The organism is Streptomyces nigrescens, assembly GCF_027626975.1.
GTDB lineage: Bacteria > Actinomycetota > Actinomycetes > Streptomycetales > Streptomycetaceae > Streptomyces > Streptomyces nigrescens.
The window spans coordinates 3,009,062-3,032,598 of sequence record NZ_CP114203.1; the positions used below are offsets into that span (position 1 = coordinate 3,009,062).

Sequence of the window (23,537 nt, forward strand, 5' to 3'; positions counted from 1 at the left end):
CCGCGGCGCGCGATGTGGTGTTCTTGTCCACGCCCTGCCGACGAGAGGACCCTGCCGTGCAACGCCGTTCCCAGACCGCCGTGTTGGCCGCCGCTTCGCTGCTCCTGGTAGCGGGCTGCTCGTCCGGCGGCGCGCCCCAGGGCGGTGACAACTCCGCCGCCGCCCCGTCGAAGAGCCCCGGCGCCGCCGCTTCACCGGGCGCCAAGCCGTCCTCCACCGCACCGCCCGCCAAGGGCTCGGTCAGGGTGACCAGGACCCTGACCACCGGCCTGACGTCGCCGTGGGGTGTGGCGGTGCTGCCGGGCGGGGATCTGCTGGTCGCCTCCCGTGACACCGGAAAGATCGTCCGGGTCTCGGCGGACAACGGGAAGAAGACCGAGCTGGGGTCGGTGCCGGGTGTGGACCCGGGGGGCGAGGGCGGGCTGCTGGGGATCGCGGTGTCCTCGACGTTCGGCGCGGACCACCAGGTGTACGCGTACTTCACCACCGCGTCCGACAACCGCATCGCCCGCATGAACTACGACGAGAAGCGTCCGCAGGGCAATCAGCTGGGCGCGCCCGACACGATCTTCAAGGGCATCCCCAAGGGCCAGCTCCACAACGGCGGCCGGATCGCGTTCGGCCCGGACAAGATGCTCTACGTCGGCACCGGTGAGACCGGCGACAGCGGGCTGGCCCAGGACAAGGACTCCCCGGCCGGCAAGATCCTGCGGATGACGCCGGAAGGCGAGCCGGCGCACGGCAACCCCGAGGCGGATTCGGTGGTGTACGACTACGGCCACCGCAATGTGCAGGGGCTGGCCTGGGACCGTGACAAGCGGCTGTGGGCCTCGGAGTTCGGGCAGGACACCTGGGACGAGCTCAATCTCATCGAGCCGGGCAAGAACTACGGCTGGCCGGAGGTCGAGGGCGAGGCCAAGGGCGGATCGAAGGGCCCCGGGTTCGTGGACCCGGTCGAGCAGTGGAAGACCGCGGACGCCTCGCCCAGCGGGATCGCCTACGCCAAGGGCTCGATCTGGATGGCCTCGCTGCGCGGCGAACGGCTGTGGCGGATCCCGCTGAACGGGACGAAGCCGGTGGCCGCTCCGCAGGCCTTCTTGAAGGGCACCTACGGAAGGCTGCGGACCGTCGTGGCGGCCGACGACGGGGCGTTGTGGCTGGTCACCAGCAACACCGACGGACGGGGCACCCCGCACAAGGGCGATGACCGGATTCTCCGCCTCAAGGTGAGCTGATCCGGCAGATCCCCTTTTCGGATGTCCTGCCTACACTCGGGTGGCAGGGGGACGGGTGCGCTCACGCCGAAGAGGGGGCAGGGCACCATGTTCAACATCGCGGAGGAACTGTTCGCACCGGGGCGCAAACACACCGACGAGGAGCGGCAGAAGATGTCGCTCGTCGTCGATGACGTGGGTGACGGCGACCCCGGCAGGGGCCCGATCGATCTCTCCTCGGGCACCGTCGTCGTCAGGACGCCCGGGCGGCCGCGGGGCCATGACCCATCGGACCCGGCCTAGCCCGGCGTCGGCTCGCCGAACAGGCGCAGGCGGTGCGCCACCGCGCCCGCCTCGCCCCGGCCGGAGACGCCCAGCTTGGCGAGGATGTTGGAGACATGGACGCTGGCGGTCTTCGGGGAGATGAAGAGGGCGTCGGCTATCTGGCGGTTGCTGCGGCCGTCGGCTACCAGCCGCAGCACGTCGCGTTCGCGCGGGGTCAGGCCGAGGGATGCGGCGGGGGCGGTGTCGGAAGGGGCAGGCGCCTGGGTGGCGGCGCGGCCGTTACCGGCGGGCGTACCGGCCGTCCCGGCGGCGTCAGCCGGTGTCAGGCCCGGCAGCGGGATACGGGCCCGCTGGGCGAGGAGTTCGAGTTCGTCGGCGAGCGGGCGGGCGCCCATCGTCACGGCGGCGGTGTGCGCCTGGGTGAGGAGGAGGACGGCGGCCTCGCGCGGGGTGCGGCCGTGCAGTCCGGCGGTGGCCCGCTCGCTGCCGTGGAGGAGTGATTCGGCCCAGCGGTAGCAGGCCCGGGCGAGTTCGTGCGGGCGCTCCAGGGGCTCGAAGGCGGCGACCGCCCCGGCCCAGGCGTCGGGGGTCTCGCGGCCCTCGGCACGGCGGAGTTCGGCGTCGACCGCGAGGCCGTACGCCGACCAGACCGGGCTGAGCTGCGGCAGCCGCTTGGCGGCGTCCCGGATGCGGGCGAGGATCACGGCCCGGCCGGGCTCGGCGGCGGGCAGTCCGCGGGCGTCCGCTTCGGCGGTGGTGGCCGCCCACAGCAGCGGCCAGGCATAGCGGTGGGTGCCGGGCGGGAAGCCGGCGTCCAGGGCCTGCTGGAGGATGCTGCGGGCGTCGAGGAGGCGGCCCTGGCGGGCGGCGACGCGCAGGGCGTGCTGCGCCATGACGATGGCGTGCTGCGGCTGGGGATCGTGGGTGCCGTAGTGCTCCTGGGCGACGGCCAGTTCGCGCTCGGCCTCGGCGAGGTCTCCCTCGTTCAGCGCGAGATCGATACGACGGCTGGCGGCCAGCGCGATGGCCCGGTGGCTCTGCGCGAGGCGGCGGGCGTCGGCGACGGCCCGGCCCGCCTCCTTCCAGCGGCCCAGCGACTGCAGGGATTCGGCGCGGTTGCCCAGCACCCAGCTGGTGCTGTCCTTGAGGCCGTAGCGGGTGGTGAGTTCGACGCCCCGCTCGGTGACCTCGACGGCTTCGCGGGAGCGGCCGACGCCTTCCAATGCGGAGGGGAGGTTGACATGGCCGCGGGCGATGACGGCGAAGTAGCCGCGGCAGACGGCGCGGTCCAGGCTCGTACGGAAGTCGGCGAGGCCTTCCTCGACCTCGCCGGAGTCGACCCGCAGCCCCGCCAGGGTGAGCCGGGAGTTGAGCTCGGCCTCTTTGTCGCCGACCAACTGGGCCAGCTCCACCGCGCGTTCGGCCGTCGCCAAGGTGTCGGGTCCCGGCTCGTGCAGCACCGCCCAGCTGGCGACGGCGGCCATCACCTCGGCGTGTACGGAGGACGGCGGCAGTCCGCGCACCAGCTCCTGTGCGGCGCCCAGGTCGGCCCAGCCGTTGCCGCGGCCGGTGCTCTGGCAGAGCCGGGAGCGCTGCACCAGGAACCAGGCCTTGCGAAGGGGGTCCCCCCTGCTCGAACCGTGTTGAGAGCTTGGGGGAGGGTCGTTCTCGTCGCGCAGCGAGCGCAGGGCGCGCTTGGTGATCGTGAAGGCGCGTTCGTTGTCGCCGGACAGCCGGGCGGCCACCGCGATCTCGGCGAGCAGGTCCAGGAAGCGCAGGGCGTCGCCGTCGTCGCATCCGCAGGCCGGATACGCCTCGGCGTAGTCGACCGGGCGCACGCCCTGGCGGACCTCCTTGGGCGCGTCGTCCCACAGCTCCAGGGCGCGGTCCAGCAGCCGCAGCTGCTCGGCGTACGCATGGCGACGGCGGGCCTGGACGGAGGCGGCGAGGACGGCGGGCAGGGCCTTGGCGGCGTCATGGGCCTTGTACCAGTAGCTGGCCAGCCGGGCGGCGCAGACCTCGGTGCGGACCAGCGAGGGGTTGGCCTCCAGGGCCTCGGCGTAGCGGCGGTTGAGGCGGGTGCGCTCGCCGGGCAGCAGATCGTCGACGACCGCCTCGCGGGCGAGGGCGTGCCGGAAGCGGTAGCCCGTGCCGTCCTGGGTGGGCACGAGGGTGTTGCTGCCGACGGCCGCCCGGAGCGCCTCGATAAGGTCGTCCTCGGGCATCCGGCAGACGGCGGCGAGGAGTTCGTGTTCGACCGTGGAGCCGCCCTCGGCGGCCGTGCGCACCACCCGCTGGGCGTCCTCGGGCAGCGCCTCGACGCGCACCAGCAGCAGATCGCGCAGGGGGTCGCTGAGCCCGTGCAGACAGCCGTCGGCGAGGCCGCGGGCCAGTTCCTCGACGAAGAAGGCGTTGCCCTCGGAGCGCTTGTAGACGCGGTCGACGGTGTCCTCTTCGGGTTCGCTGCCGTTGATCCCGGCGATCTGGGAGCGGACCTCCTCGCGGTTGAAGCGGGCCAGCTCGACGCGCCGGACCGTGCGCATCCGGTCGATCTCGGCGAGGAAGGGGCGCAGCGGATGGCGGCGGTGGATGTCGTCCGAGCGGTAGGTCGCCACCAGGAGGACGTTGGCGTCGTGCAGGGCCTTGAGGAGGTAGGCGAGCAGCTCGCGGGTGGAGCGGTCGGCCCAGTGGAGGTCCTCGACGACGAGGACCAGGGTGCGGTGCGCGGCGAGCCGCTCCAGGAGGCGGGCGGTCAGCTCGAAGAGGCGGGCGCGGCCGATCTCCTCGTCATGGGCCTCGCCGGGGGTCTCCCCCAATTCGGGCAGGATGCGGGAGAGTTCGCCCTCCTGGCCGGCGACGGCGGCGGCGAGCTCGTCGCGCAGATGCCAGTTGAGGGTGTGCAGGATCGCGGAGAACGGGGCGAAGGGCAGGCCTTCGGAGCCGATCTCGATACAGCCGCCGAGCGCGACGAGCGCGCCGCGGGCGCGGGCCAGCTCGCCGAACTCCTCGATGAGACGGGTCTTTCCGACCCCTGCCTCCCCGCCGATCAGCAGGGCCTGGGGCTCGCCGGACGCCGCGATGCGGTCGAGCGCGTCCCCCAACACGGCCAGCTCGGCCGCGCGGCCGACGAACACGGGACTGACGGACCTGGTCTCCACGCTGCTGAGCATCGCACAGGGGTCTGACAATCCGGCAGGGGGTTTCACTGCGCGCAGCGAGTGGCCCGGTACCCGGAACGCCCGGCCCGGTGCGGTGAGCACCTGGGGCCGGGCGTGGGGCGGTCGGGCCGGCTGCGGGGCCGGCGTGTGGTGTGGCACGGGGGCCTCGGGGTCAGGCGGTGGCGCGGCGTACCCGCGCCCGCCGGCCCCGTGCACTCACCCGCCCCTCGGGTTCGTTCGCCCCGGACCGGGCGGCGCCGCGGATCCCGGTGCGCCGGGCCTCGGTGGCCTCGCGCACCAGGCGCTGCCGGTCGGCGGCGCGGCGCAGCTCTTCGTAGCGGACGCGCATCTCCAGTTCGGAGTGGTACATGGTGTCTCCCCTGACGGCGGTGAGGTGCTTCCCCGACGGTGTGCCGAGTGGTTCCAGCCTCGTCGCCAAGGAGGGTCCGCCGCATCGGGAGACTTCCCGATCTTCGTGCCCGTACGGTCCTTAGGAACTGGTGGCGGCATACGGACGGATGCCTAGGGACGGTGTCCGGGGGCCGTAGGGACCCCGGAAAACGGATGCGGTGAGGGTCAGTCGCGGCAGGGCGAATCCTGCTGCTTCGGTGCCGTCAGGCTGTACGCCCCGCAGGCGACCACCGCTTCGGGCTCGCCGGCCGACTGCCGGAGGATCACCAGGGTCTTCCGCTTCGGGGGCCCGCTGCTGAACTCGGAGAAACTGACCACCCCGGTGGCACCGTCGAAGGTGATGTTGTTTCTCAGGGCGGTCAGAACGGATTCCCGCCGCACGGTGCTGCCCGCATTGTCCACAGCCCTGGACAGGACGTGGAAGGCGTCGTAGGAGACCGCGGAGTGCCCGTCCTGCCTCCAGGGGTCCTGCGGATACTGCCGGTTGTACTGGCGCACGAAGTCCTTGGTCTTCGCGCTGGCGCGGCTGTCCTCCTCGGGGAGGCGGTGCGCGGAGTGGTACAGCCGCAGCCAGTCCTTGTCGGCATACTGGCCGGTGAGCGCCACATTCGTCAGCTCATTGCCGCCGAGCACGGTGAGATCGTTCTCGATGCAGGTCCCGTTGGTGTCCATGGCCCTGACGAAGGCCGTGAAGTCCTTCGCCCGTGCGGTCCAGTAGACGGCGGTGTCCGGTTCGGCCTTCAGGGCCTGGCACACCTGGCCGACGAGCTGGTCGGCCGTGGTCGCCTTCTGCGTACCCGCTTGCGTGGCGAAGGGCTGTGAGTCCTGGCGGAAGCTGATGACCGTCTCACCCCCCTTGAAGGCCTGCTGGAACCTGTCGGCGAGGCTCTCGCTGTAGAGGTCGTCGGGGGTCCGTACGATCACCGCGTGCCCGGCGGGAACGCATTCCACCGGCGCGTGCGGGTCCGTCTGCCCCGGCTTCGCCACGAGGGGGGAATGGGCGGCGAAGGCGGCCTCAATGCCTGCTTCCGTGCTGTTGGCCGGCGTGAAGGGCCAGTAGGAACCGCTTTGTTGCATCTCGTCCGCCGTCGCGGTGGTGCCGACCATCGGCATGCCGATGGCGCCCAGTTCCTTCACGGCCTCCTGGGTCTCCTTCGTGCTCTGCGCGAAGCCCAGGACGCCGACGATCTGCTCGTACGCCTTTCGGGAGTTCTCCTGCCCGACTTCCCGGATAAGGTCATGCACGGCGCGGACGGCTTCGCGGAAGCCCGCACCGGCCTTCCGCACTTCCACCCGCAGCGGTACCCGGGAGGCGTCCGAAGCGGCGTCCTCTATCAGCCGCTGCTGCCACATGGCGACCCCGCGCAGTTCGGGGATGGCCCCGTCGAAGATGGTGTCCTCGGCACTCGTCGGAGGGGTCGATTCGAAGAGCACGACAGTGCGCACCGCGCGGGCGTCGGCGTACTTCTCGGCCTCCTCGTTCTGCTTTTTGATCCGGTTCAGCACATCCTGGTACCACTCCTTCGGCCTGACCTCGACGCGCTCGGTCTGGCTGCCGGCCGCGGCCGGCCGGTCCCCGCCCACGCACCGGGTGTCCGGCGGCGTTTCCCAGAAACCGGGCGCGAAGGCGCCGCCGACCAGGAGCGTGGCCAGCGCGGTCAGTTCGACGACGGTCACGGCGCGCCAGCCCATCGTGAACTTCCGCGGCTGTACCGGGGGAATCTGCAGTCCGGGGCGCTCGAAGGGCTCGTCCTCCAGGGGCACCAGGACCGGCCGCGGGTTGCTGGAGTGGAGCAGGCTGCTCGCCCGGCGGAGGTTGGTGCGCTCCACGCCCAGATCGGCCTGCAGGGAGCCGGAGGGATGGCCGACCGCGATGACGAGCGGACCGGGCCCGTCCAGCCCGGCCTGCAGGGTGTGTAACGCGCGCAGGAACCGCTCCGCCGCGTCGGCTCCCGGGGCGCCCTCCGGCGGAATCTCCACCAGCAGTACGGGGCGGGCCACCCTGCGGCGGCGCTTGGGCAGCAGCCGTCCGACGGCGGGTTTGCGCAGGTCCTCCAGCAGGGCGCGCAGCAGCAGGAGTTCGAGGGCGGCGAGGCCCTCCTTGTGGCGCGGATGGCTGGGCTCCAGACTCAGCCGGGGCGACTGGCGGGCCCCTACCTGGTCGAGGAGTTCGAACACCGGCGCCCCGCCGGCGGTCGCGTTGAGGTGTTTGCCGAGCCAGCCGCTGCGCTTGGACCTGACGAGGCGGCGGTTCTGCCGCCGGGCCCAGATCCACCGGGGCAGGGTCCGGGTGAGGGAGTGCCATACGAGCCCGACGAAGAAGCCGTACACCCCGCCGATGGGCGCGGTGTCCGTGCCGCCCATGTGCCACAACAGGCCGGGGAGGCCGCCCCGTTCGGCCCGCTGGCGGTAGACGTGGTCGCGTAACTTCCGCGCCCCCAGGCCGCCGCCGCCCGGACGGCTTTCCTGTATCTGGGCGATGACATCCGCCATCAGCCAGAAGTTGGGGAAGCGGTCAGGGGTCGAGCGCCGCGGGATGTCGAATCCGAGGCCCGTGCCCGCCTGGACGGTGAGCAGGGGCACGTCGCCCTCGGCGTACAGCACCGTGTGCGGAACGCGCTTGTATTCGGGTCCGAGTGCCCAGCGCAGCGCTTCGAGGACCCGGTGGGTGTGGGACTCCGGGGCGTCCGCCGACGTACTGAGGAGGAGCAGCGGCGGCTTGTTCTCCAGGAGGTCGCGCCGGGCGGGGTTCACGGCGGTGCGGTACTCGCGGATGAAATAGTCCGCTCCGGAATCATCCGGAAAGGAGGAGGGTTCGACGGAGTTGTTCGCGGATCTCACCTCATCGGCCGACTAGCGGCCTTCCGGCCAACTAATGATCTACACAGGGTAGTTACCCATGTTAGTTCGGTGACTGTGAGGGCTCAATCAACTTGCGGCTTCCGGTGTGACACGGGGTGGTAACTGTCGCTTCGGCCACCGGAGCGGAGGCAGCGGGGCCGCCGCGCCCCCGCCGAACGGCAAAGACCCACCGGACGGACCGGTGGGTCTTGGGCGGGCGTCGGCTTCCGTGTTACGGAGCAGCAGGTCCGCCGGCCGGCATCTTGGGGACGGTGGGCATGCCGCCGAAGAGGTCGAGGTACATGCCCGCGGAGATCAGGATGCCCAGCGCGCCCAGCGCCAGTCCGCCCCAGGCCACGGCCCGCACCCAGGTGGCGCGCGAGCGGGTGAGCACCACGGCGCCGGCGATCACGGCGAGGAGCGCGAAGAAGCCGTTGACCATGGCGTTGGTGTGCCAGGAGGCGCCGTAGACGGCGGAGATCTGCTCGGCGGCCTGGGCCTTGCCCGACTGGAGCTTGATCTGCCCCAGCAGGTTGGCCCGCTCGGCCATCGTCGTGCCGAGCCAGGTGCCGGTCACGGACGCGAGGCCGAGCCCCGCGGCGACGACGGCACCGGCGCCGGCGGCGATCCCGTTGGAGGTCGCTGCGGGGGTGGTGTCCGGGCCGGGCTCGTCGGTGCCGTCGCCCGCGTCGAGGTCACTGGCCTCGTCCTGCGCGGCGAGGGCGGCGTTGTCATCGGTCTGCTCGTCGGCCTTGGCGGCGGCCTTCCCGGCCGCCTCGGCCTCAGTGGCCTCCGGGATCGCGGCCGTCTCCGTGGCGGTCTGCGCCGGCACGGTCTTCTCGTCGTCGGTCTTCTTCTCGGTCGTCCTGGTACCCATGGGCGCGACCGTAGGCGCCGCGTCTGAGAGTCGGATGAGAACGGCGGCGGTGAGCGGGCGACAGTCGGCGACACGCCGGTCGTGGACATCGCGCACCGGCGGCCCGGGACCGGGGTCCAGGTACCGGCCCTAGGCCCTCACCAGCGGCTTTTCCCCGTCCTGGGGGCCGGGCAGCCGTACCGCGCCCGGCTCCGGCGGCGGCTCGATGCTGATCCGGGGCAGCCACCGGTCGAGCCAGGACGGCAGCCACCAGTTGGCGCCGCCCAGCAGATGCATCAGGGCGGGCACCAGCAGTGTGCGGAGTACGAAGGCGTCCAGGGCGACGGCGGCGGCCAGGCCGATGCCGAACATCGCGATGATCCGGTCGCCGCTGAGGACGAAGGCCCCGAACACCGCGATCATGATGACCGCCGCAGAGTTGATCACGCGGCTGGTCTCGGCGAGGCCGACCCGTACCGCCCGGCGGTTGTTGTGCGTCAGCTGCCACTCCTCGTACATCCGGGAGACCAGGAAGACCTGGTAGTCCATGGACAGTCCGAAGAGCACCGACACCATGATGACCGGCAGGAACGGTTCGATCGGGCCGGCGCTGCCCAGCCCCAGCAGTTCGCTGCCCCAGCCCCACTGGAAGACCGCGACCACGATCCCGAAGGACGACGCCACGGCCGCGACATTCATCAGCGCGGCCTTGAGCGGGATGCCGATGCTGCGGAAGGCGAGCAGCAGCAGGACCGAGCCCAGGGCGATCACCACGCCGATGAAGAGCGGCAGTTTGCCGACGATGAGGGAGGCGAAGTCGTCATAGCTTGCGGTGATCCCGCCGACCTGTACCCGCAGCGTGGCCGCGCCCCCGGCCTCGGGCAGCACCTCCGTCCGCAGGCGTTCCACCAGGTCGGAGGTCTGCCGGGACTGCGGTGAGCTGGTGGGTACGACGGTGATCACGCCGGTGCTGTGGCCGCCGTCGAACACGGGACGGCTGACCCGGGCGACGCCGGGGGTGTCCCGCAGCCGGTCCGGCAGGGCGTCGAACGCGATCCGGTCCTTGGCGCCGTCCAGGGTGCCGACGAGCGTCAGCGGCCCGTTGGCGCCGGGGCCGAAGCCGCTCCCGTGACCGTCGCCCGCGAGCAGGTCGTACGCCTTGCGGGTGGTCGACGTGGCCGGGTTGTTGCCCTGGTCGGAGGTGCCCAGATGCAGACCGAAGGCCGGCAGCGCCAGGGCGAGCATGACGGCCGCCGCGACGGTGCCCAGCAGTTTGGGATGCCGCTCGACGAAGCCGGACCAGCGGGCGGCGATACCGGTGGTCCGCTCGGGCCGCGGCCCCTGCTCGGCCAGCCGGCGGCGCTCGCGACGGCTCAGCGCCCGCATCCCGATCAGCCCGAGGAGCGCCGGCAGCAGGGTGACGGCGGCGGCCACGGTCAGGACGACGGTGAGCGAGGCGGCGAGGGCGACTCCGTTGAGGAAGCTCAGCCGCAGGATCAGCATGCCCAGCAGGGCGATACAGACCGTGGCACCGGCGAAGACGACCGCGCGCCCGGACACCGCGACGGCCCGGGTGGCCGCCTCGTCGACCGGCAGGCCCTCCCGGAGGCCCTTGCGGTGCCGGGTGACGATGAACAGCGCGTAGTCGATGCCGACGCCGAGCCCGATCAGCATGCCGAGCATGGGGGCGAAGTCGGCGACGGTCATGGCGTGGCTGAGCAGGGTGATACCGGCCGAGGCGGTGCCGACGGCGGCGAGCGCGGTGATGATCGGCAGGAAGGTCGCGGCGAGCGAGCCGAAGGCGAGGAAGAGCACCACGGCCGCGGCGCACAGCCCGATGATTTCCGGGAGCTGGGCCCGGGGCGCCTCGGTCAGCGCGATGCCGGCGCCGCCCAGCTCGACCTGGAGGCCCGGGCGGGACGCGGTCTGCGCGGTGTCGACGACCTTCTGGACCTGGTCGACGTCCAGGTCGTCGGTGCGCCGGTCGAAGAGCACGGAGGCGTAGGCGGTGTGCCCGTCCTTGCTGATCTGCCGTGCGCCGGGGCCGTCGGCGTGCCTGCCGTAGGGGCTCTCCACCTCGGAGACACCGGGCAGGGCGGCGATCTTCTCCAGGGTGTGCCGCATGGTCTTCTTCACGGCGGCGGAGCGCACCGTTCCGGAGTCCGTGTGCCACACGAGGGTGTCGCTGTCCCCGGAGCGCTCCGGGAAGGCTTTCGCCATACGGGCGCTCGCCTGCCCGGATTCGGTCCCGGGCACCTCGTAGTTGTTCGAGTACGCGGCCCCCGTCACTCCCGCGGCCACGGCGACCCCCGCGAAGGCGGCGAGCCAGAGCACGATCACCACGATGCGGCGCCTGAGACACCACCGAGCCAGAGCGGTCACGGACCTCGTCTGCTTCCCGGGTTGTGCGTCGATATCTCCCAGGGACGGGCGGTGCCGAGCGCGGATGTACGGGGACGGGGCGGGCCGTCGCCCGCCCGAAAGCGGAAGCGCCCGGTCCGCCTCTCCGGAGCAGAATCGCAGCCGGAAGAGATCCTTTGACCTCTTTGTGGACTTCCCCACAAAGAGGTCAGAAAAGGACCTCGTCCCCTTCCCCGCCCCGTACACCGCGTCTCAGCCGGTGACCGACTCCTTGCCGTTCTCGACATGCCCCATCAGCCGGCGGCGGAAGGACGGGTCCTCGGCGACCGTGAGAGCGAGGTCGTACCAGCCGTGCGCGGCCGCGGCGGGATGCGCGACGGTGCGGCTGCCGCCGGCCTTCACCTTCACCGTGCGCGGCGCGGCGTCCGTATAGGCCAGCGGGGCGAGGGTGAAGGTCAGCTCGGTACGGCTGTGGTTGAGGACGGTCAGATGGAGCTCCTGCCGCCCGGCGTCGATCCGCGTGCTGATCGTGACGGCCGCGGCCGCGCCCCTACCGGTACCGGCGAATTCCCGCCGGAAGCCGTTCGGCCCCGTCACCGCGAAGCGGTACCTGCCCTCCTTCACCGGCACCTCCCACTCCCCCTTCCCCCGCACATCCCGGTGCTGCGGCGCGTCGAATTCCTTCGCGTACGGATAGAGCGCCAGATGCGCGGAGGCCTTGCCGGCGTTGCGGACGGCCATGCGGAAGACCGCGGCGCCCGGGTCGAGGCCGCCGTCGGCGTCCGGCTGGTAGGGCAGCGCCCTGGCCGGGCGGCTGCCGCGCTCCTGCCGCGGCAGCGTCTGCCGGGCCGGGGGCCGCGGCGCCCAGCGCCCGCTGAACGCCGGGACCGGGCCGGGCTGCCGGACCGACGGCTGCCGACGCCCGCGGGAGAAGTCGAAGGCGGCGGTCAGATCGCCGCAGACGGTACGCCGCCAGGCGCTGATGTTGGGCTCCTCGATCCCCGTCCAGCGCTCCAGGAACCGGGTGATCGAGGTGTGGTCGAAGACCTGGGAGCAGGCGTAGCCGCCGACCGTCCACGGCGAGATGACGATCATCGGCACCCGGATGCCCAGACCCGTCGGCCGGCCGTCCCAGAATTCCCCGTCGGTCCCGGCGGGCGGCACCGGCGGCGGCACATGGTCGAAGAACCCGTCGTTCTCGTCGTAGGTCAGGAAGAGCGCGGTGTGCCGCCAGACGTCCGGGTTCCTGCCGAGCGCGTCCAGCACCTTGTAGACGATGGTGGCGCTCTCGACCGGGGAGGACGAGCCGGGGTGCTCGGAGTCCGCCGCGGACGGCACGAGGTAGGACACCTCGGGCAGCGTGCCGCGCGCCACGTCCGCGGCGAACGCGCTCGCCGTGGTGTCCGGCTCGCCCCGCCGCAGCGCCCGCTCGCACAGGCTCCGCTCCGCGCGGCTCAGCCCCTTGACGCCCTCCTCCAGCAGCCCCTGCAGCCGCCTGCGCCCGGCCTCGTCGGCGCCCGCCACCTTCCCGTAGAAGGCGGTCATGTTCTGCACCCCGTCCACCTTTGCCAGGGCCTTCTTCGCGACCGCCTTGAAGGGGGCGTAGAACTCCAGGTTGTTGTCGGTGAAGTTGTCCCACTCCTGGTAGACCCGCCAGCTGCGGCCGGCCTGCTCCAGCCGCTCGGCGTAGGTGGTCCAGGTGTAGCCGGAGTGGGTGTCCTCCTCGTAGGCGTCGTTGCCCACCGCCCGCTTCCCGTTGGGCTCGTAGCCCGTCCAGCCGCTCACCAGGTGGTTGCGGTTGGGGCTGGTGGAGGAGTGGATCGAGGAGTGGTAGGCGTCGCAGACGGTGAAGGTGTCCGCGAGCTCGTAGTGCAGCGGGACGTCCTGCCGGTCGTAGTGGGCCATGGTGGCGGCCGTCTTGGCGGTGACCCAGCCGTTCATCCAGCCGCCGTTCCACGCCACGGCCCCGCCGAACCAGCTGTGGTCCAGCGCGCCGATGTACTGCAGGTCCTTCTTCTGCGCGGCGGCCGCCTCACGCACCGGGAAGGGCAGAACGGTCCCGAGGCCCAGCAGCCCCGGCTGCTCGTAGACGCTCCGGCCGCCGGGCAGCTCGATCGCGTTGCGGTCGGCGTAGCCGCGTACTCCGCGCAGCATCCCGAAGTAGTGGTCGAAGGAGCGGTTCTCCTGCATCAGCACAACGACGTGCTTGACGTCCTCGATTCCGCCCCCGCCACGCACCGGCCGCGCCGCGTCGTCCGCCAGCGCCCGCTGCAGCGACGGCGGCAGCAGCGACCCGGCCATCGCCGCGCCCGCCGCCGCGCCCACTCCCAGTACCCGTCTACGCGATACCTCAGGTGCCACGCCCGACCTCCCAGTCGACGGTCCATCAGTCAGCCAATGGTCTGCACTCAATCCATTGCGATGGGGCGACGGGGACGCTAGCGGACTCCCGTGACCGGCGATAGGCAGCGGGGTGACAACTCCGGGAACCGTCCACAGGCGGTTGCGGCGTCAAAGGACCACAACCTAGGTTCAGTTGGCATGGGGGAAGTCGAACATCCGGCGAACACGGGAGGCCGCACGCCGCGCCTCAAGCAGCTGTGGCCAGCGGTCGCCCTGGCCACGGCCGCGCTGCTCCTCGCCGTCTGGGGCACGGTGAACGACAAGTGGCCCTGGAGCGGCGCCCTGCCCGACCGGGCGTGCTGGAGCTCCCTGGACCGCTCGCTGCTGACCAAGGCGGCCCCGTCCGGCGACGCCCCCTGGGAGGTCACGGAGACGAAGGACCGGTGGGGCGACCCGGATTGCACGGTACAGCGGGGCGATTGGCGGCTCGACGCCACCGTCATGAAGACCCCGCTCAAGGCGCACCTGTGGTGGGGCCTCGGCACCGTCCCGCTCCGCCACGGCCTGCCCGGGATGATCAAGCCGAACCGCAACCGGGTCGACGGCTGGCTCCGCCTCCCCCAGTGCCACAACAAGCTGGCGCACATCAACGTCCCCAGCGCCGGGGCGGACCGGCACACCGCCTCGGACTTCGCCGCCAGGAGCCTGCTCGCCGTCGGCAACGCCCAGATAGCCCGGTGCGGCGGCAAGCCCTTCCCCGTCCCCCGGAGCTTCACCTGGCCCGCGCCGAAGCCCGTGCGCCTCTCGCGCGGCGAGACGCCCTGCGGCGTGGCGGACGCCAGGACCGTACGGAAGTGGGCCGACGGGAAGGTGTACCGGTTCGGCGGCTTCAGCGACGACCCGGTCAGCAGGTGCTCCGCCCTGGAGGAGGGCGACGACGCGCTCGACCTGGGACTTTTCTCGGCGCTCGTGCTGCGCGACCGGGCGACCCTGGACGCCTTCTCGCCGACCGGCGTCCGGGCCCGGGTACAGGTCTCGTCCGCCCTGCCCTTGAAGCTGACGGACAAGGACCTCCGCTTCGACCGCGACGCGGCCACGGCACTGGAGTGCGCCAAGGGCCCGGGCAGCCGCTATGTGCACGTCATAGCCACGGGTTCGGACGCACAGTACGCGGCGATCAAACGCGCCGTCCTGACCAAGGTCGCCGACACCATGGGCTGCCGCTGACCCGCACCGGCCGCCCGCGCCCGGTCACCGCGGACCGCCCCCGAACTCCGGCCACCACTCACACCACACGACCTTGCCCGGATCGCGCTCCCCGACCCCCCACTTGTCCGCGAGCGCGGACACCAGCAACAGCCCCCGCCCGCACTCCTCTTCCGCCGCGCCGCGCACCGGAACCCGCGGCTCGCCGCCCCCGCTGTCGTGCACCTCCGCACGCAGCAGCCCGTCCTCGTACAGCGACAGACACAGCCGGTACTCACGACCGGGCGGCACACCGTGCAGCAGGGCATTGGTCGCCAGTTCGCTGACGCAGAGCAGAACGTCGTCCGCCCGGCTCTCCAGGTCCCAGTCGGCGAGCGCATGACGGGCGAACTCCCTTGCCAGCGGCACGGATCGGCGCTCCCGCCGGTAGCGCACCCGTTGGCGGTCGCGGTGGCGAAGGTCCCGGAGCGGGAGAAGCTGCCGGCGTTCGTGCAGGACTTGGTGGAGCACGAGGAGGAGGCGCTGACGCTGCTGTCGTATCAGAACCAGGTGGTGCCGGGGCTTTTGCAGACCGAGCCGTACGTACGAGCAACCTTCGACTCCCTCTACCCACCACTGGACGAGGAACAGGCCGAGGAATGGGTTTCAGGACGCATCAGCCGACAGAAGCTGCTGGAGCGTAAGACGCCCCGCCCCATGCTCAACTTCATCCTGGAAGAGGCGGTCCTCCATCGACCGATCGGCAGTCAGGGACTCCTGCGCGCACAGCTCCGCCATCTCCGCTCCTGCGCCGAACTCCCTTTCTTAGGGCTTCAGATCATGCCGACGGCCCGATGCACCCATGCCGCCCTGGACGGCCCGCTGGTCCTGCTGGTCCTGCTGGTCCTGCTGGTCCTGCTGGTCCTGCTGGTCCTGCTGGAGAAACCCGATCATGAGTATCTCGCCTACATCGAAGCGCAACGGATCAGCTTCCTGGTCGACGATCCAGATCAGGTCAGCGTGTATCAACAGGTATATGGGATGCTGCGGTCGCAGGCCCTCACCCCTGAGGAGACGAAGAGCCTGCTGGACGACTTGCTAGGAGAGTCATGACCAGCACAGCAGCCCAGCACTTCTCTCGCGGTCTTAACTGGTTCAAGTCCAGCTACAGCGGCAGCGCAGGCGGCAACTGCGTAGAAGTGGCCAGCTGCCCCCACGCCATACACATCCGCGACTCCAAGAACCCCGGCGGCCCGATACTCACCCTGAGTGCCGCCGCCTGGTCCGCCTTTCTGGCCGACGTCGCCAACTGACGTTCACAGAGGTGACGATGAAGGTCCGCCAGCTGGGCGCCCACGGCCCAACCGTCTCCCCGCTCGGCCTCGGCTGTATGGGGATGTCCACCTCGTACGGCGTCCCGGACGACGCCGAGTCGCTCCGTACGCTCGACCGCGCCGTCGAGCTCGGCGTCACGCTGCTCGACACCGCGGACGCCTACGGGCGCGGCGCCAACGAGGAGTTCCTCGGCCGCTGGCTGCGCAGCCGTACCGCCGCGCAGCGGGACGAGCTGGTGCTGGCCACCAAGTTCGGGCTGCGGCACGACGCCGCCACGGGACGGGTGAACGAGGTCGACACCTCCGCCGCCTGGGTGCGCGAGGCCTGCCACGCCTCGCTGCGCCGCCTCGGTACGGACCACATCGACCTCTACTACATGCACCGCCGTGATCCGGCCGTCCCCATCGAGGAGACGGTCGGGGCGATGGCCGGCCTCGTCGCCGACGGTGCCGTACGCCACCTCGGCCTCAGCGAGATCAGCCCGCAGACGCTGCGGCGGGCGCATGCCGTCCACCCCATCAGCGCCGTGCAGTTGGAGTACTCCCTCTTCACCCGCGAGGTCGTGGAGGGCGAGATGCTGGCGACCTGCCGGGAGCTCGGCATCGGCATCGTGGCGTACTCACCGCTCGGGCGCGGGATGCTGACCGGCGCGCTCGCCGCACGCGACGATCTCACCGCCGAGGACGCCCGCCGCCGGTGGCCGCGGTTCGCCGAGGAGAACATCGACCGCAATCTGCGCCTCGTCAGGGCCGTGCGGACCACCGCCGAGTCCTTCGGCTGCACCCCTGCGCAGGCCGTCCTCGCCTGGCTGCTCGCCCAGGGCGAGGACATCGTCCCGATCCCCGGCACCAAGCGCCGCAGCTACCTGGACGAGAACGCGGCGGCGGCCGGGATCACCCTGACCCCCGAGCAGACGGACCAACTCCGCGCGGCCGTACCCGCCGACGCCGTCGCCGGCGAACGCTATCCACTCGCCGCGCTGGAACGACTGGGCCACTGAGCGGGACCCGGAACGACGAAGCGGCCGCCCCTCCGTAGAGGGACGGCCGCTCGGCCTCACGCACAAGAAGCAGCGCGCGTCAGCCTTCGACGCCCAGCTTCTCCAGGATCAGCTCGCGCACCCGGGCCGCGTCCGCCTGGCCCCGCGTGGCCTTCATGACCGCGCCGACCAGGGCGCCGGCCGCGGCCACCTTGCCGCCGCGGATCTTGTCGGCGATGGCGGCGTTGGCGGCGATCGCCTCCTCGACGGCGGTGCCCAGGGCGCCCTCGTCGGAGACGACCTTCAGACCGCGCTTCTCGACGACGGTGTCCGGGTCGCCCTCGCCGGCCAGCACGCCCTCGATGGTCTGGCGGGCCAGCTTGTCGTTGAGCGAGCCGTCGGCGACCAGCGCGGTGACCCGGGCGACCTGCTCGGGGGTGATCGGCAGGGCGGCCAGCTCGACGCCGTCCTCGTTGGCGCGGCGCGCCAGCTCGCCCATCCACCACTTACGGGCCGAGGCGGAGTCCGCACCGGCGTCGACGGTGGCGGTGATCAGGTCGACCGCGCCCGCGTTGAGGATCGACTGCATGTCGTGCTCGGAGATGCCCCACTCCTCGCGCAGCCGGTTGCGGCGCACCCGCGGCAGCTCGGGGAGCGCCGCGCGCAGTTCCTCGACCCACTCACGGGAGGGGGCCACCGGCACCAGGTCCGGCTCGGGGAAGTAGCGGTAGTCCTCGGCGTTGTCCTTGATGCGGCCGGCCGTCGTGGAGCCGTCCTCCTCGTGGAAGTGCCGGGTCTCCTGGACGATCGTGCCGCCGGAGGAGAGCACCGCGGCGTGCCGCTGGATCTCGAACCGGGCCGCACGCTCCACGGAGCGCAGGGAGTTGACGTTCTTGGTCTCCGAACGCGTACCGAACTTCTCGGTGCCGTTGGGGCGCAGCGAGAGGTTCACGTCGCAGCGCATCTGGCCCTGCTCCATGCGTGCCTCGGAGACGCCCAGCGCCTTGATGAGCTCGCGCAGCTCGGCGACGTACGCCTTGGCGACCTCGGGGGCCCGCTCGCCCGCGCCCTCGATGGGCTTGGTGACGATCTCGATGAGCGGGATACCGGCACGGTTGTAGTCCAGGAGGGAGTGCCGGGCGCCGTGGATACGGCCGGTGGCGCCACCGATGTGGGTGGACTTGCCGGTGTCCTCCTCCATGTGGGCGCGCTCGATGTGCACCCGGAAGATCTCCCCGTCCTCCAGCTGTACGTCGAGGTAGCCGTCGAAGGCGATCGGCTCGTCGTACTGGGAGGTCTGGAAGTTCTTGGGCATGTCCGGATAGAAGTAGTTCTTCCGGGCGAAGCGGCACCACTCGGCGATGGAGCAGTTCAGCGCCAGGCCGATCTTGATCGCGGACTCGACGCCGATCGCGTTGACGACGGGCAGCGAGCCGGGCAGGCCCAGGCAGGTGGGGCAGGTCTGCGCATTGGCATCCGCGCCCAGGGTGGTGGAACACCCGCAGAACATCTTGGTCTTGGTGCCGAGCTCGACATGGACCTCCAGGCCCATGACGGGGTCGTACGTCGCGAGGGCGTCCTCGTACGACACCAGGTCAGTGACAGTCACGGTGAAACTTTCCCTCTCAGCCCAGCAGGACGTCGTCGTCGCCCAGGCGCTTCAGTTCGCGGTAGAGGATCGCCAGGCCGGTGACGATCGCCGCGGCCGAGACGGCGGCGTCGATCAGTCGGAGCGTGTCGTTCTCCTGACGGGCCAGCTTGGCCTGCTTCGCGACGCTGAGGGCGCCGAACGCGGTGCTGCCGATCGACAGATACAGGCCGCCCTTGGACTTCTTGAAGTTCTTGGCCTTCTTGGTCATGGCGCTCACAGTGCAGGTGCCTCCTCAAGCAGCGGGTGGCCCCACTTGGCGGTGAACGCGGCCTCGACCGCGGCACCGACCTTGTAGAGCCGGTCGTCGGCCATGGCAGGAGCGATGATCTGCAGGCCCACCGGCATCCCGTCCTCGGGGGCCAGGCCGCAGGGCAGCGACATCGCCGCGTTGCCTGCCAGGTTGGTGGGGATCGTGCACAGGTCGGCGAGGTACATCGCCATCGGGTCGTCGGCGCGTTCGCCGATCGGGAAGGCGGTGGTCGGCGTGGTCGGCGAAACGATCACGTCGACCTGTTCGAAGGCCTTCTCGAAGTCGCGGGTGATCAGCGTCCGCACCTTCTGGGCGGAGCCGTAGTACGCGTCGTAGTAGCCGGAGCTGAGCGCGTACGTACCGAGCATGATCCGGCGCTTGACCTCGGGGCCGAAGCCGGCCTCACGGGTCAGGGCCGTGACGTCCTCGGCGGACTTGCTGCCGTCGTCGCCGACCCGCAGGCCGTAGCGCATGGCGTCGAAGCGGGCCAGGTTGGAGGAGCACTCCGAGGGCGCGATGAGGTAGTACGCGGACAGCGCGAGGTCGAAGGACGGGCAGTCCAGCTCGACGATCTCGGCGCCCAGCTCCTTCATCAGCGCGACCGACTCGTCGAAGCGCTGGATGACACCGGCCTGGTAGCCCTCGCCGCGGAACTGCTTGACGACGCCGACGCGCATGCCCTCGACGCTGCCGTTGCGGGCCGCCTCGACGACCGCCGGGACCGGCGCGTCGATGGAGGTGGAGTCCAGCGGGTCGTGGCCGGCGATGACCTCGTGGAGCAGCGCCGCGTCCAGGACCGTACGGGCGCAGGGCCCGCCCTGGTCCAGGGAGCTGGAGAAGGCCACCATGCCGTAGCGGGAGACGCCGCCGTAGGTGGGCTTGACGCCGACCGTGCCGGTGACGGACGCGGGCTGGCGGATGGAGCCGCCGGTGTCCGTGCCGATGGCGAGCGGGGCCTCGTAGGAGGCGAGGGCGGCGCTGGAGCCGCCGCCGGAGCCGCCGGGGATCTTGGTCAGGTCCCAGGGGTTGCCGGTCGGCCCGTAGGCGCTGTTCTCCGTCGACGACCCCATGGCGAACTCGTCCATGTTGGTCTTGCCGAGGATGACGACGTCGGCGGCCTTGAGCTTCTTGGTCAGCGTCGCGTCGTACGGCGGCAGCCAGCCTTCGAGGATCTTCGAGCCGACGGTGGTGGGAATGCCCTCCGTCGTGAAGATGTCCTTGAGCGCGAGCGGGACACCGGCCAGCGGGCCGAGCTTCTCGCCGCGGGCCTTCTTCTCGTCCACGGCGCGGGCCTGGGCGAGCGCGCCCTCACGGTCGACGTGCAGGAAGGCGTGCACCTTCTCGTCGACGGCCTCGATGCGGGCCAGGTGGGCCTCGGTCACCTCGACGGCGGTGAGCTCGCCGGAGGCGATCTTCGCCGCGATCTCGGCGGCGGTGAGCTTGATCAGGTCTGCCATGTCGGTCACTCCTCCCCCAGGATCTGCGGCACCTTGAAACGCTGCTGCTCCTGGGCCGGGGCGCCGGAGAGCGCCTGCTCGGGGGTCAGCGACGGACGGACCTCGTCCGGCCGCATGACGTTGGTCAGGGGCAGCGGGTGGGAGGTCGGCGGTACGTCTTGATCGGCGACCTCGGAGACGCGGGCGACCGCGCCGATGATGTCGTCGAGCTGTCCGGCGAAGTGGTCGAGCTCTTCGGCCTTCAGCTCCAGACGTGCCAGCCGGGCGAGGTGAGCGACCTCCTCGCGCGTGATGCCAGGCATGCAGCGATCCTCTGGTGTTCTTGGGCGGAGTGTTCCGGGCGGAATGTCCAGGCGGAGTCTTCTCGGTGAATGCTCCTGTGAACTTTTCCGGCCCAATCCTATGGCGTACGGAAGAGCTGCCGCGAAACCGTTTCGCCGGGGGCGGCCGCGGGCGCCGCGCACGGACCGTTTTCAAGATCCCCCGACGCACACCGCGGCCTGCTAGGGAGCCTCCGGCGGGGATGGCTCATCGACGTCTTCCGGCACGTCGTCCGGTGCCTCGTTCGGCACGTCGTCCGGTGCCTCGTTCGGCACGTCGTCCGGTGCCTCGCCCGGCTCCTCGTCCGTCGCCTTGGGCTCGTCCGGCTCGTGGGACGGGGCGGGCCTGGCGGGGTTGTCGGGCGAGGCGGGGTCGCCGGGCCGGGTGGGCTCGGTGGGATCGTCGGGCGAGGCGGGCTCGGTGGGCCGGGTGGGCCGGGTGGGCTCGATGGGATCGTCGGGCGAGGCGGGCTCGTCGGATGCGACGGACTCGACATGCGCAGCGGGCTCGTCGGACGCGCCGGGCCCGTCGGGCGGGGCGGGCACCGCGGGCGGGCCGTTCGTGCCGGGCTCGACATGCGGGGCGGGCTCGATGGGCGCGTCGGACGTATCGGACCCGGACTGCCCGGACGGCGGTCCGTGCTCTTCCTCGTCGGGCCGGTCCTCGGCCGTGGGCGGCTGCGCGGGTTCTTCGGAGCGGGGACACGGGACGGCCGGTGGCCGGGTCAGTTCAAGACCTGTCCCGAAGGGCGCTCGGCGGCCTTCTCCGCCGCAAGGGCGGCCGTCTCCGATTCGCGCTGCCAGCCGCGTTCTCCGCGGGCTCTCAGCCAGGCCGTGGTTTCGTCCGGTGGCATCGCCGCGGCCACCAGCCAGCCCTGTACGGCGTCGCAGCCGAGGTCGCGCAGCCGCTCCCAGGTCTCGTCGTCCTCCACGCCCTCCGCGACGACCAGGAGGCCGAGGGAGTGGGCGAGGTCGAGGGTGCAGCGGACGATCTCCGCGTCCTCGGTGTCGACGGCCAGCCGGGCCACGAACGAGCGGTCGATCTTGAGCTCGCTGACCGGGAGGCGCCTCAGGTGGACGAGGGAGGAGTAGCCGGTGCCGAAGTCGTCGAGGGACATCTTGACGCCGTGCGCGGTGAGCCCGGCGAGGGTGTCCGCGGCCCGCTGCGGATCCTCCAGGAGGACATGCTCGGTTATCTCCAGTTGGAGGGCGCCCGGTGGGACCCGGTGCCGGGCGAGCCGCGCGGCGACCGCTCCGGCGAAGCCCGGGGAGTGCACGTCCCGCGGGGAGACATTGACGGCGACCGGCACCTCCAGGCCCATCGCGCGCCAGCGCGCCACCTGGGCGAGCGCGGTCTCCAGGACGTACTCCGTCAGCCGGGGCATCAGTCCGGAGGACTCGGCGATGGCGATGAACTCGTCCGGTGGCACCCGGCCGCGGTCCGGGTGCACCCAGCGGACCAGTGCCTCCAGTCCGGCGACATGCCCGTCGAAGCCGACCTTGGGCTGGTAGTGCAGCTCGACGTCGCCGGCGTCCAGGGCGCGGCGCAGATCGCCCAACAGGCCGAGCCGGTCGGGGGTGTTGCCGTCCCGCTTGGCCTCGTAGAGCTCGACACCGCTGCGGTCGCGCTTGGCCTGATACATCGCCACATCGGCGCGGCGCAGCAGCCCCTCGGCGTCGAGGGCGTGGTCGGGGAAGACGGCGACCCCCGCGCTGGCTTCGAGCACGAGGGTCAGTCCGTCGAGGTCCAGCGGGGAGCCGAGGGCGGCGACGAGGTTGCGGGCCGCCCGCTGGGAGCTGGTGAGGGAGTCGGTGGTGGGCAGCAGGACGGCGAACTCGTCGCCGCCGAGCCGGGCCGCCTCGGCGCCGCGCGGGAGGGCGTGCCGCAGGCGGTCGGCGATCTGCAGCAGCAGGCGGTCGCCGGCGAGGTGGCCGAGGGTGTCGTTGACGGAGCGGAAGCGGTCCAGGTCGATGAGGACCAGCGCCGAGCGGGCGCCGACGCGCTCGGCGTCGTCCAGGGCGGTCCAGGTGCGCTCCAGCAGCCACTGGCGGTTGGGCAGGCCCGTGAGCGGGTCGCGCAGCTGCTCCTCGGCGCGGGCGCGGGCTATCCAGAGGGTGGAGTCCAGCGCGATGAGCGGGACCGCGAACAGCGGCAGCAGCAGGGGGGCGTGGATGGCGCAGACGGCGATCAGCGGGGAGATGCCGAGCAGCGCGATACCGACGAGTGCCTGACGGACCACGGCCGTTCGGGGGATGGCGGGCAGCTGGCCGGTGCGGGGGGTGAGGCTGACCCAGAGCAGACCGCGGCTGACGAAGAGGTAGCCGGCGGCGGTGACGACGACTTCGGGGAGGACGGCGAGGTTCCAGGACGGCGGGGCCCAGGGGTGGCGGACGCTGGAGACCACGCCGAACGCGGCGAGGCCGAGCGCCGCGGTGCCGAGGCCGAGGATGTCCACGGCACCGTGCACCACGGCCTGTCGCCAGCGGTGGCGCCGGGCGGCACCGACCAGGACGACCACGGAGAGGCTGACGAGGACGGCGGGCATCCAGCCGTACAGCAGCAGGACGGCGAGCGCGAGGGCGGCGCCGGAGCCCGTGCCGCCCCACCAGCGGTCCCGGCCGAGGGCGACCAGGTGGCCGACGATGATGCCGGTGAGGATCGCCAGCGACCAGCCCACGGAGCCGCCGGGGAACAGTGCCTCACCCTCCCCGAGAGTCACGATGACGCCCGTGGCGAGCGCGAGGCCCGCCACGGTGACGATGGTCGCGGGCAGCGCGGGCACGACGAGCCGCCGGAGCCGCGACGCCGGAGCGGCGCTGTCGGTCGGTTTCATTCCGATCCCTCTCACAGCCGGCTGTGCCCGCGCCACGGCAGGCGCACTCCTCAACAG

19 protein-coding genes are annotated in these 23,537 nt (G+C 71.6%); 6 read left to right on the forward strand and 13 right to left on the reverse strand.

The genetic code is table 11. The annotated features are described in order from the left end of the window. Nucleotides 1-56: 56 nt before the first annotated feature. Together STRNI_RS13515 and STRNI_RS13520 are read left to right on the forward strand one after the other, a co-directional pair. Complete coding sequence (locus STRNI_RS13515) at nt 57-1,235, forward strand: PQQ-dependent sugar dehydrogenase (RefSeq protein WP_277411320.1); 1,179 nt, start codon at nt 57-59, stop codon at nt 1,233-1,235. Between the two features lie 87 nt (nt 1,236-1,322). Next, complete coding sequence (locus tag STRNI_RS13520; RefSeq protein ID WP_148587780.1) at nt 1,323-1,517, forward strand: DUF6191 domain-containing protein; 195 nt, start codon at nt 1,323-1,325, stop codon at nt 1,515-1,517. Here STRNI_RS13520 and STRNI_RS13525 read toward each other — a convergent pair. The 6 genes from STRNI_RS13525 to STRNI_RS13550 form a co-directional block, all read right to left on the reverse strand. Continuing rightward, on the reverse strand, nt 1,514-4,669 hold the full coding sequence (locus STRNI_RS13525; protein WP_277411321.1) for a helix-turn-helix transcriptional regulator: 3,156 nt from the start codon (nt 4,667-4,669) through the stop codon (nt 1,514-1,516). The two genes, STRNI_RS13520 and STRNI_RS13525, sit on opposite strands and share 4 nt — an antisense overlap. A gap of 160 nt (nt 4,670-4,829) precedes the next feature. Then, the gene (locus STRNI_RS13530) at nt 4,830-5,027 is read right to left on the reverse strand and encodes a hypothetical protein (protein ID WP_109892732.1); all 198 of its coding nucleotides are present in this window, start codon (nt 5,025-5,027) and stop codon (nt 4,830-4,832) included. A 206-nt stretch (nt 5,028-5,233) separates the two neighbouring features. Then, entirely contained in the window at nt 5,234-7,909 is a 2,676-nt protein-coding gene (locus STRNI_RS13535) for a type 1 periplasmic-binding domain-containing protein (RefSeq protein WP_277411322.1), read from the reverse strand. Between the two features lie 232 nt (nt 7,910-8,141). After that, entirely contained in the window at nt 8,142-8,786 is a 645-nt protein-coding gene (locus STRNI_RS13540; RefSeq protein WP_018087243.1) for a hypothetical protein, read from the reverse strand. A 129-nt stretch (nt 8,787-8,915) separates the two neighbouring features. Further along, nucleotides 8,916-11,147: an MMPL family transporter gene (locus tag STRNI_RS13545; protein ID WP_277411323.1), complete on the reverse strand. Its 2,232-nt coding sequence runs from the start codon at nt 11,145-11,147 to the stop codon at nt 8,916-8,918. 231 nt (nt 11,148-11,378) lie between these two features. After that, nucleotides 11,379-13,487, reverse strand: a complete 2,109-nt coding sequence (locus STRNI_RS13550; protein ID WP_277411324.1) for a phosphocholine-specific phospholipase C — start codon at nt 13,485-13,487, stop codon at nt 11,379-11,381. A gap of 180 nt (nt 13,488-13,667) precedes the next feature. On the opposite strand from STRNI_RS13550, the gene STRNI_RS13555 reads away from it, so the two are divergent. Beyond that, nucleotides 13,668-14,696, forward strand: a complete 1,029-nt coding sequence (locus STRNI_RS13555; RefSeq protein ID WP_277411325.1) for a hypothetical protein — start codon at nt 13,668-13,670, stop codon at nt 14,694-14,696. A 24-nt stretch (nt 14,697-14,720) separates the two neighbouring features. Here the strand turns inward: STRNI_RS13555 and STRNI_RS13560 are convergent, their stop codons facing one another. Then, nucleotides 14,721-15,083 (reverse strand): ATP-binding protein, encoded by a 363-nt coding sequence (locus tag STRNI_RS13560; protein ID WP_338149737.1) that lies wholly within the window; start codon nt 15,081-15,083, stop codon nt 14,721-14,723. Between the two features lie 42 nt (nt 15,084-15,125). Between STRNI_RS13560 and STRNI_RS13565 the strand changes: the two genes are divergently transcribed. Genes STRNI_RS13565 through STRNI_RS13575 form a run of 3 tightly spaced genes read left to right on the forward strand, consistent with a single transcriptional unit; the run spans nt 15,126 to nt 16,989 of the window. Continuing rightward, on the forward strand, nt 15,126-15,767 hold the full coding sequence (locus tag STRNI_RS13565; protein WP_277411327.1) for a DUF5753 domain-containing protein: 642 nt from the start codon (nt 15,126-15,128) through the stop codon (nt 15,765-15,767). Beyond that, the gene (locus tag STRNI_RS13570) at nt 15,764-15,967 is read left to right on the forward strand and encodes a DUF397 domain-containing protein (protein WP_277411328.1); all 204 of its coding nucleotides are present in this window, start codon (nt 15,764-15,766) and stop codon (nt 15,965-15,967) included. The genes STRNI_RS13565 and STRNI_RS13570 overlap by 4 nt, the downstream gene beginning before the upstream one ends. Before the next feature lie 17 nt (nt 15,968-15,984). After that, nucleotides 15,985-16,989: an aldo/keto reductase gene (locus STRNI_RS13575; RefSeq protein ID WP_277413249.1), complete on the forward strand. Its 1,005-nt coding sequence runs from the start codon at nt 15,985-15,987 to the stop codon at nt 16,987-16,989. Between the two features lie 79 nt (nt 16,990-17,068). Here the strand turns inward: STRNI_RS13575 and gatB are convergent, their stop codons facing one another. The 6 genes from gatB to STRNI_RS13605 form a co-directional block, all read right to left on the reverse strand. After that, nucleotides 17,069-18,577, reverse strand: coding sequence for an Asp-tRNA(Asn)/Glu-tRNA(Gln) amidotransferase subunit GatB (gatB, locus tag STRNI_RS13580; RefSeq protein ID WP_277411329.1), 1,509 nt, complete (start codon nt 18,575-18,577; stop codon nt 17,069-17,071). A gap of 16 nt (nt 18,578-18,593) precedes the next feature. Continuing rightward, complete coding sequence (locus tag STRNI_RS13585) at nt 18,594-18,827, reverse strand: hypothetical protein (RefSeq protein WP_030087700.1); 234 nt, start codon at nt 18,825-18,827, stop codon at nt 18,594-18,596. Nucleotides 18,828-18,832: 5 nt separating this feature from the next. Further along, entirely contained in the window at nt 18,833-20,326 is a 1,494-nt protein-coding gene (gene gatA / locus STRNI_RS13590; RefSeq protein ID WP_018087253.1) for an Asp-tRNA(Asn)/Glu-tRNA(Gln) amidotransferase subunit GatA, read from the reverse strand. A gap of 5 nt (nt 20,327-20,331) precedes the next feature. After that, complete coding sequence (gene gatC / locus STRNI_RS13595) at nt 20,332-20,628, reverse strand: Asp-tRNA(Asn)/Glu-tRNA(Gln) amidotransferase subunit GatC (RefSeq protein ID WP_006602950.1); 297 nt, start codon at nt 20,626-20,628, stop codon at nt 20,332-20,334. 201 nt (nt 20,629-20,829) lie between these two features. Then, nucleotides 20,830-21,192 (reverse strand): hypothetical protein, encoded by a 363-nt coding sequence (locus STRNI_RS13600; RefSeq protein WP_277411330.1) that lies wholly within the window; start codon nt 21,190-21,192, stop codon nt 20,830-20,832. Between the two features lie 179 nt (nt 21,193-21,371). Further along, a complete protein-coding gene (locus tag STRNI_RS13605; RefSeq protein ID WP_018087255.1) occupies nt 21,372-23,480 on the reverse strand; it encodes a putative bifunctional diguanylate cyclase/phosphodiesterase in 2,109 nt (702 codons plus the stop codon). Between the last annotated feature and the right edge of the window lie 57 nt (nt 23,481-23,537).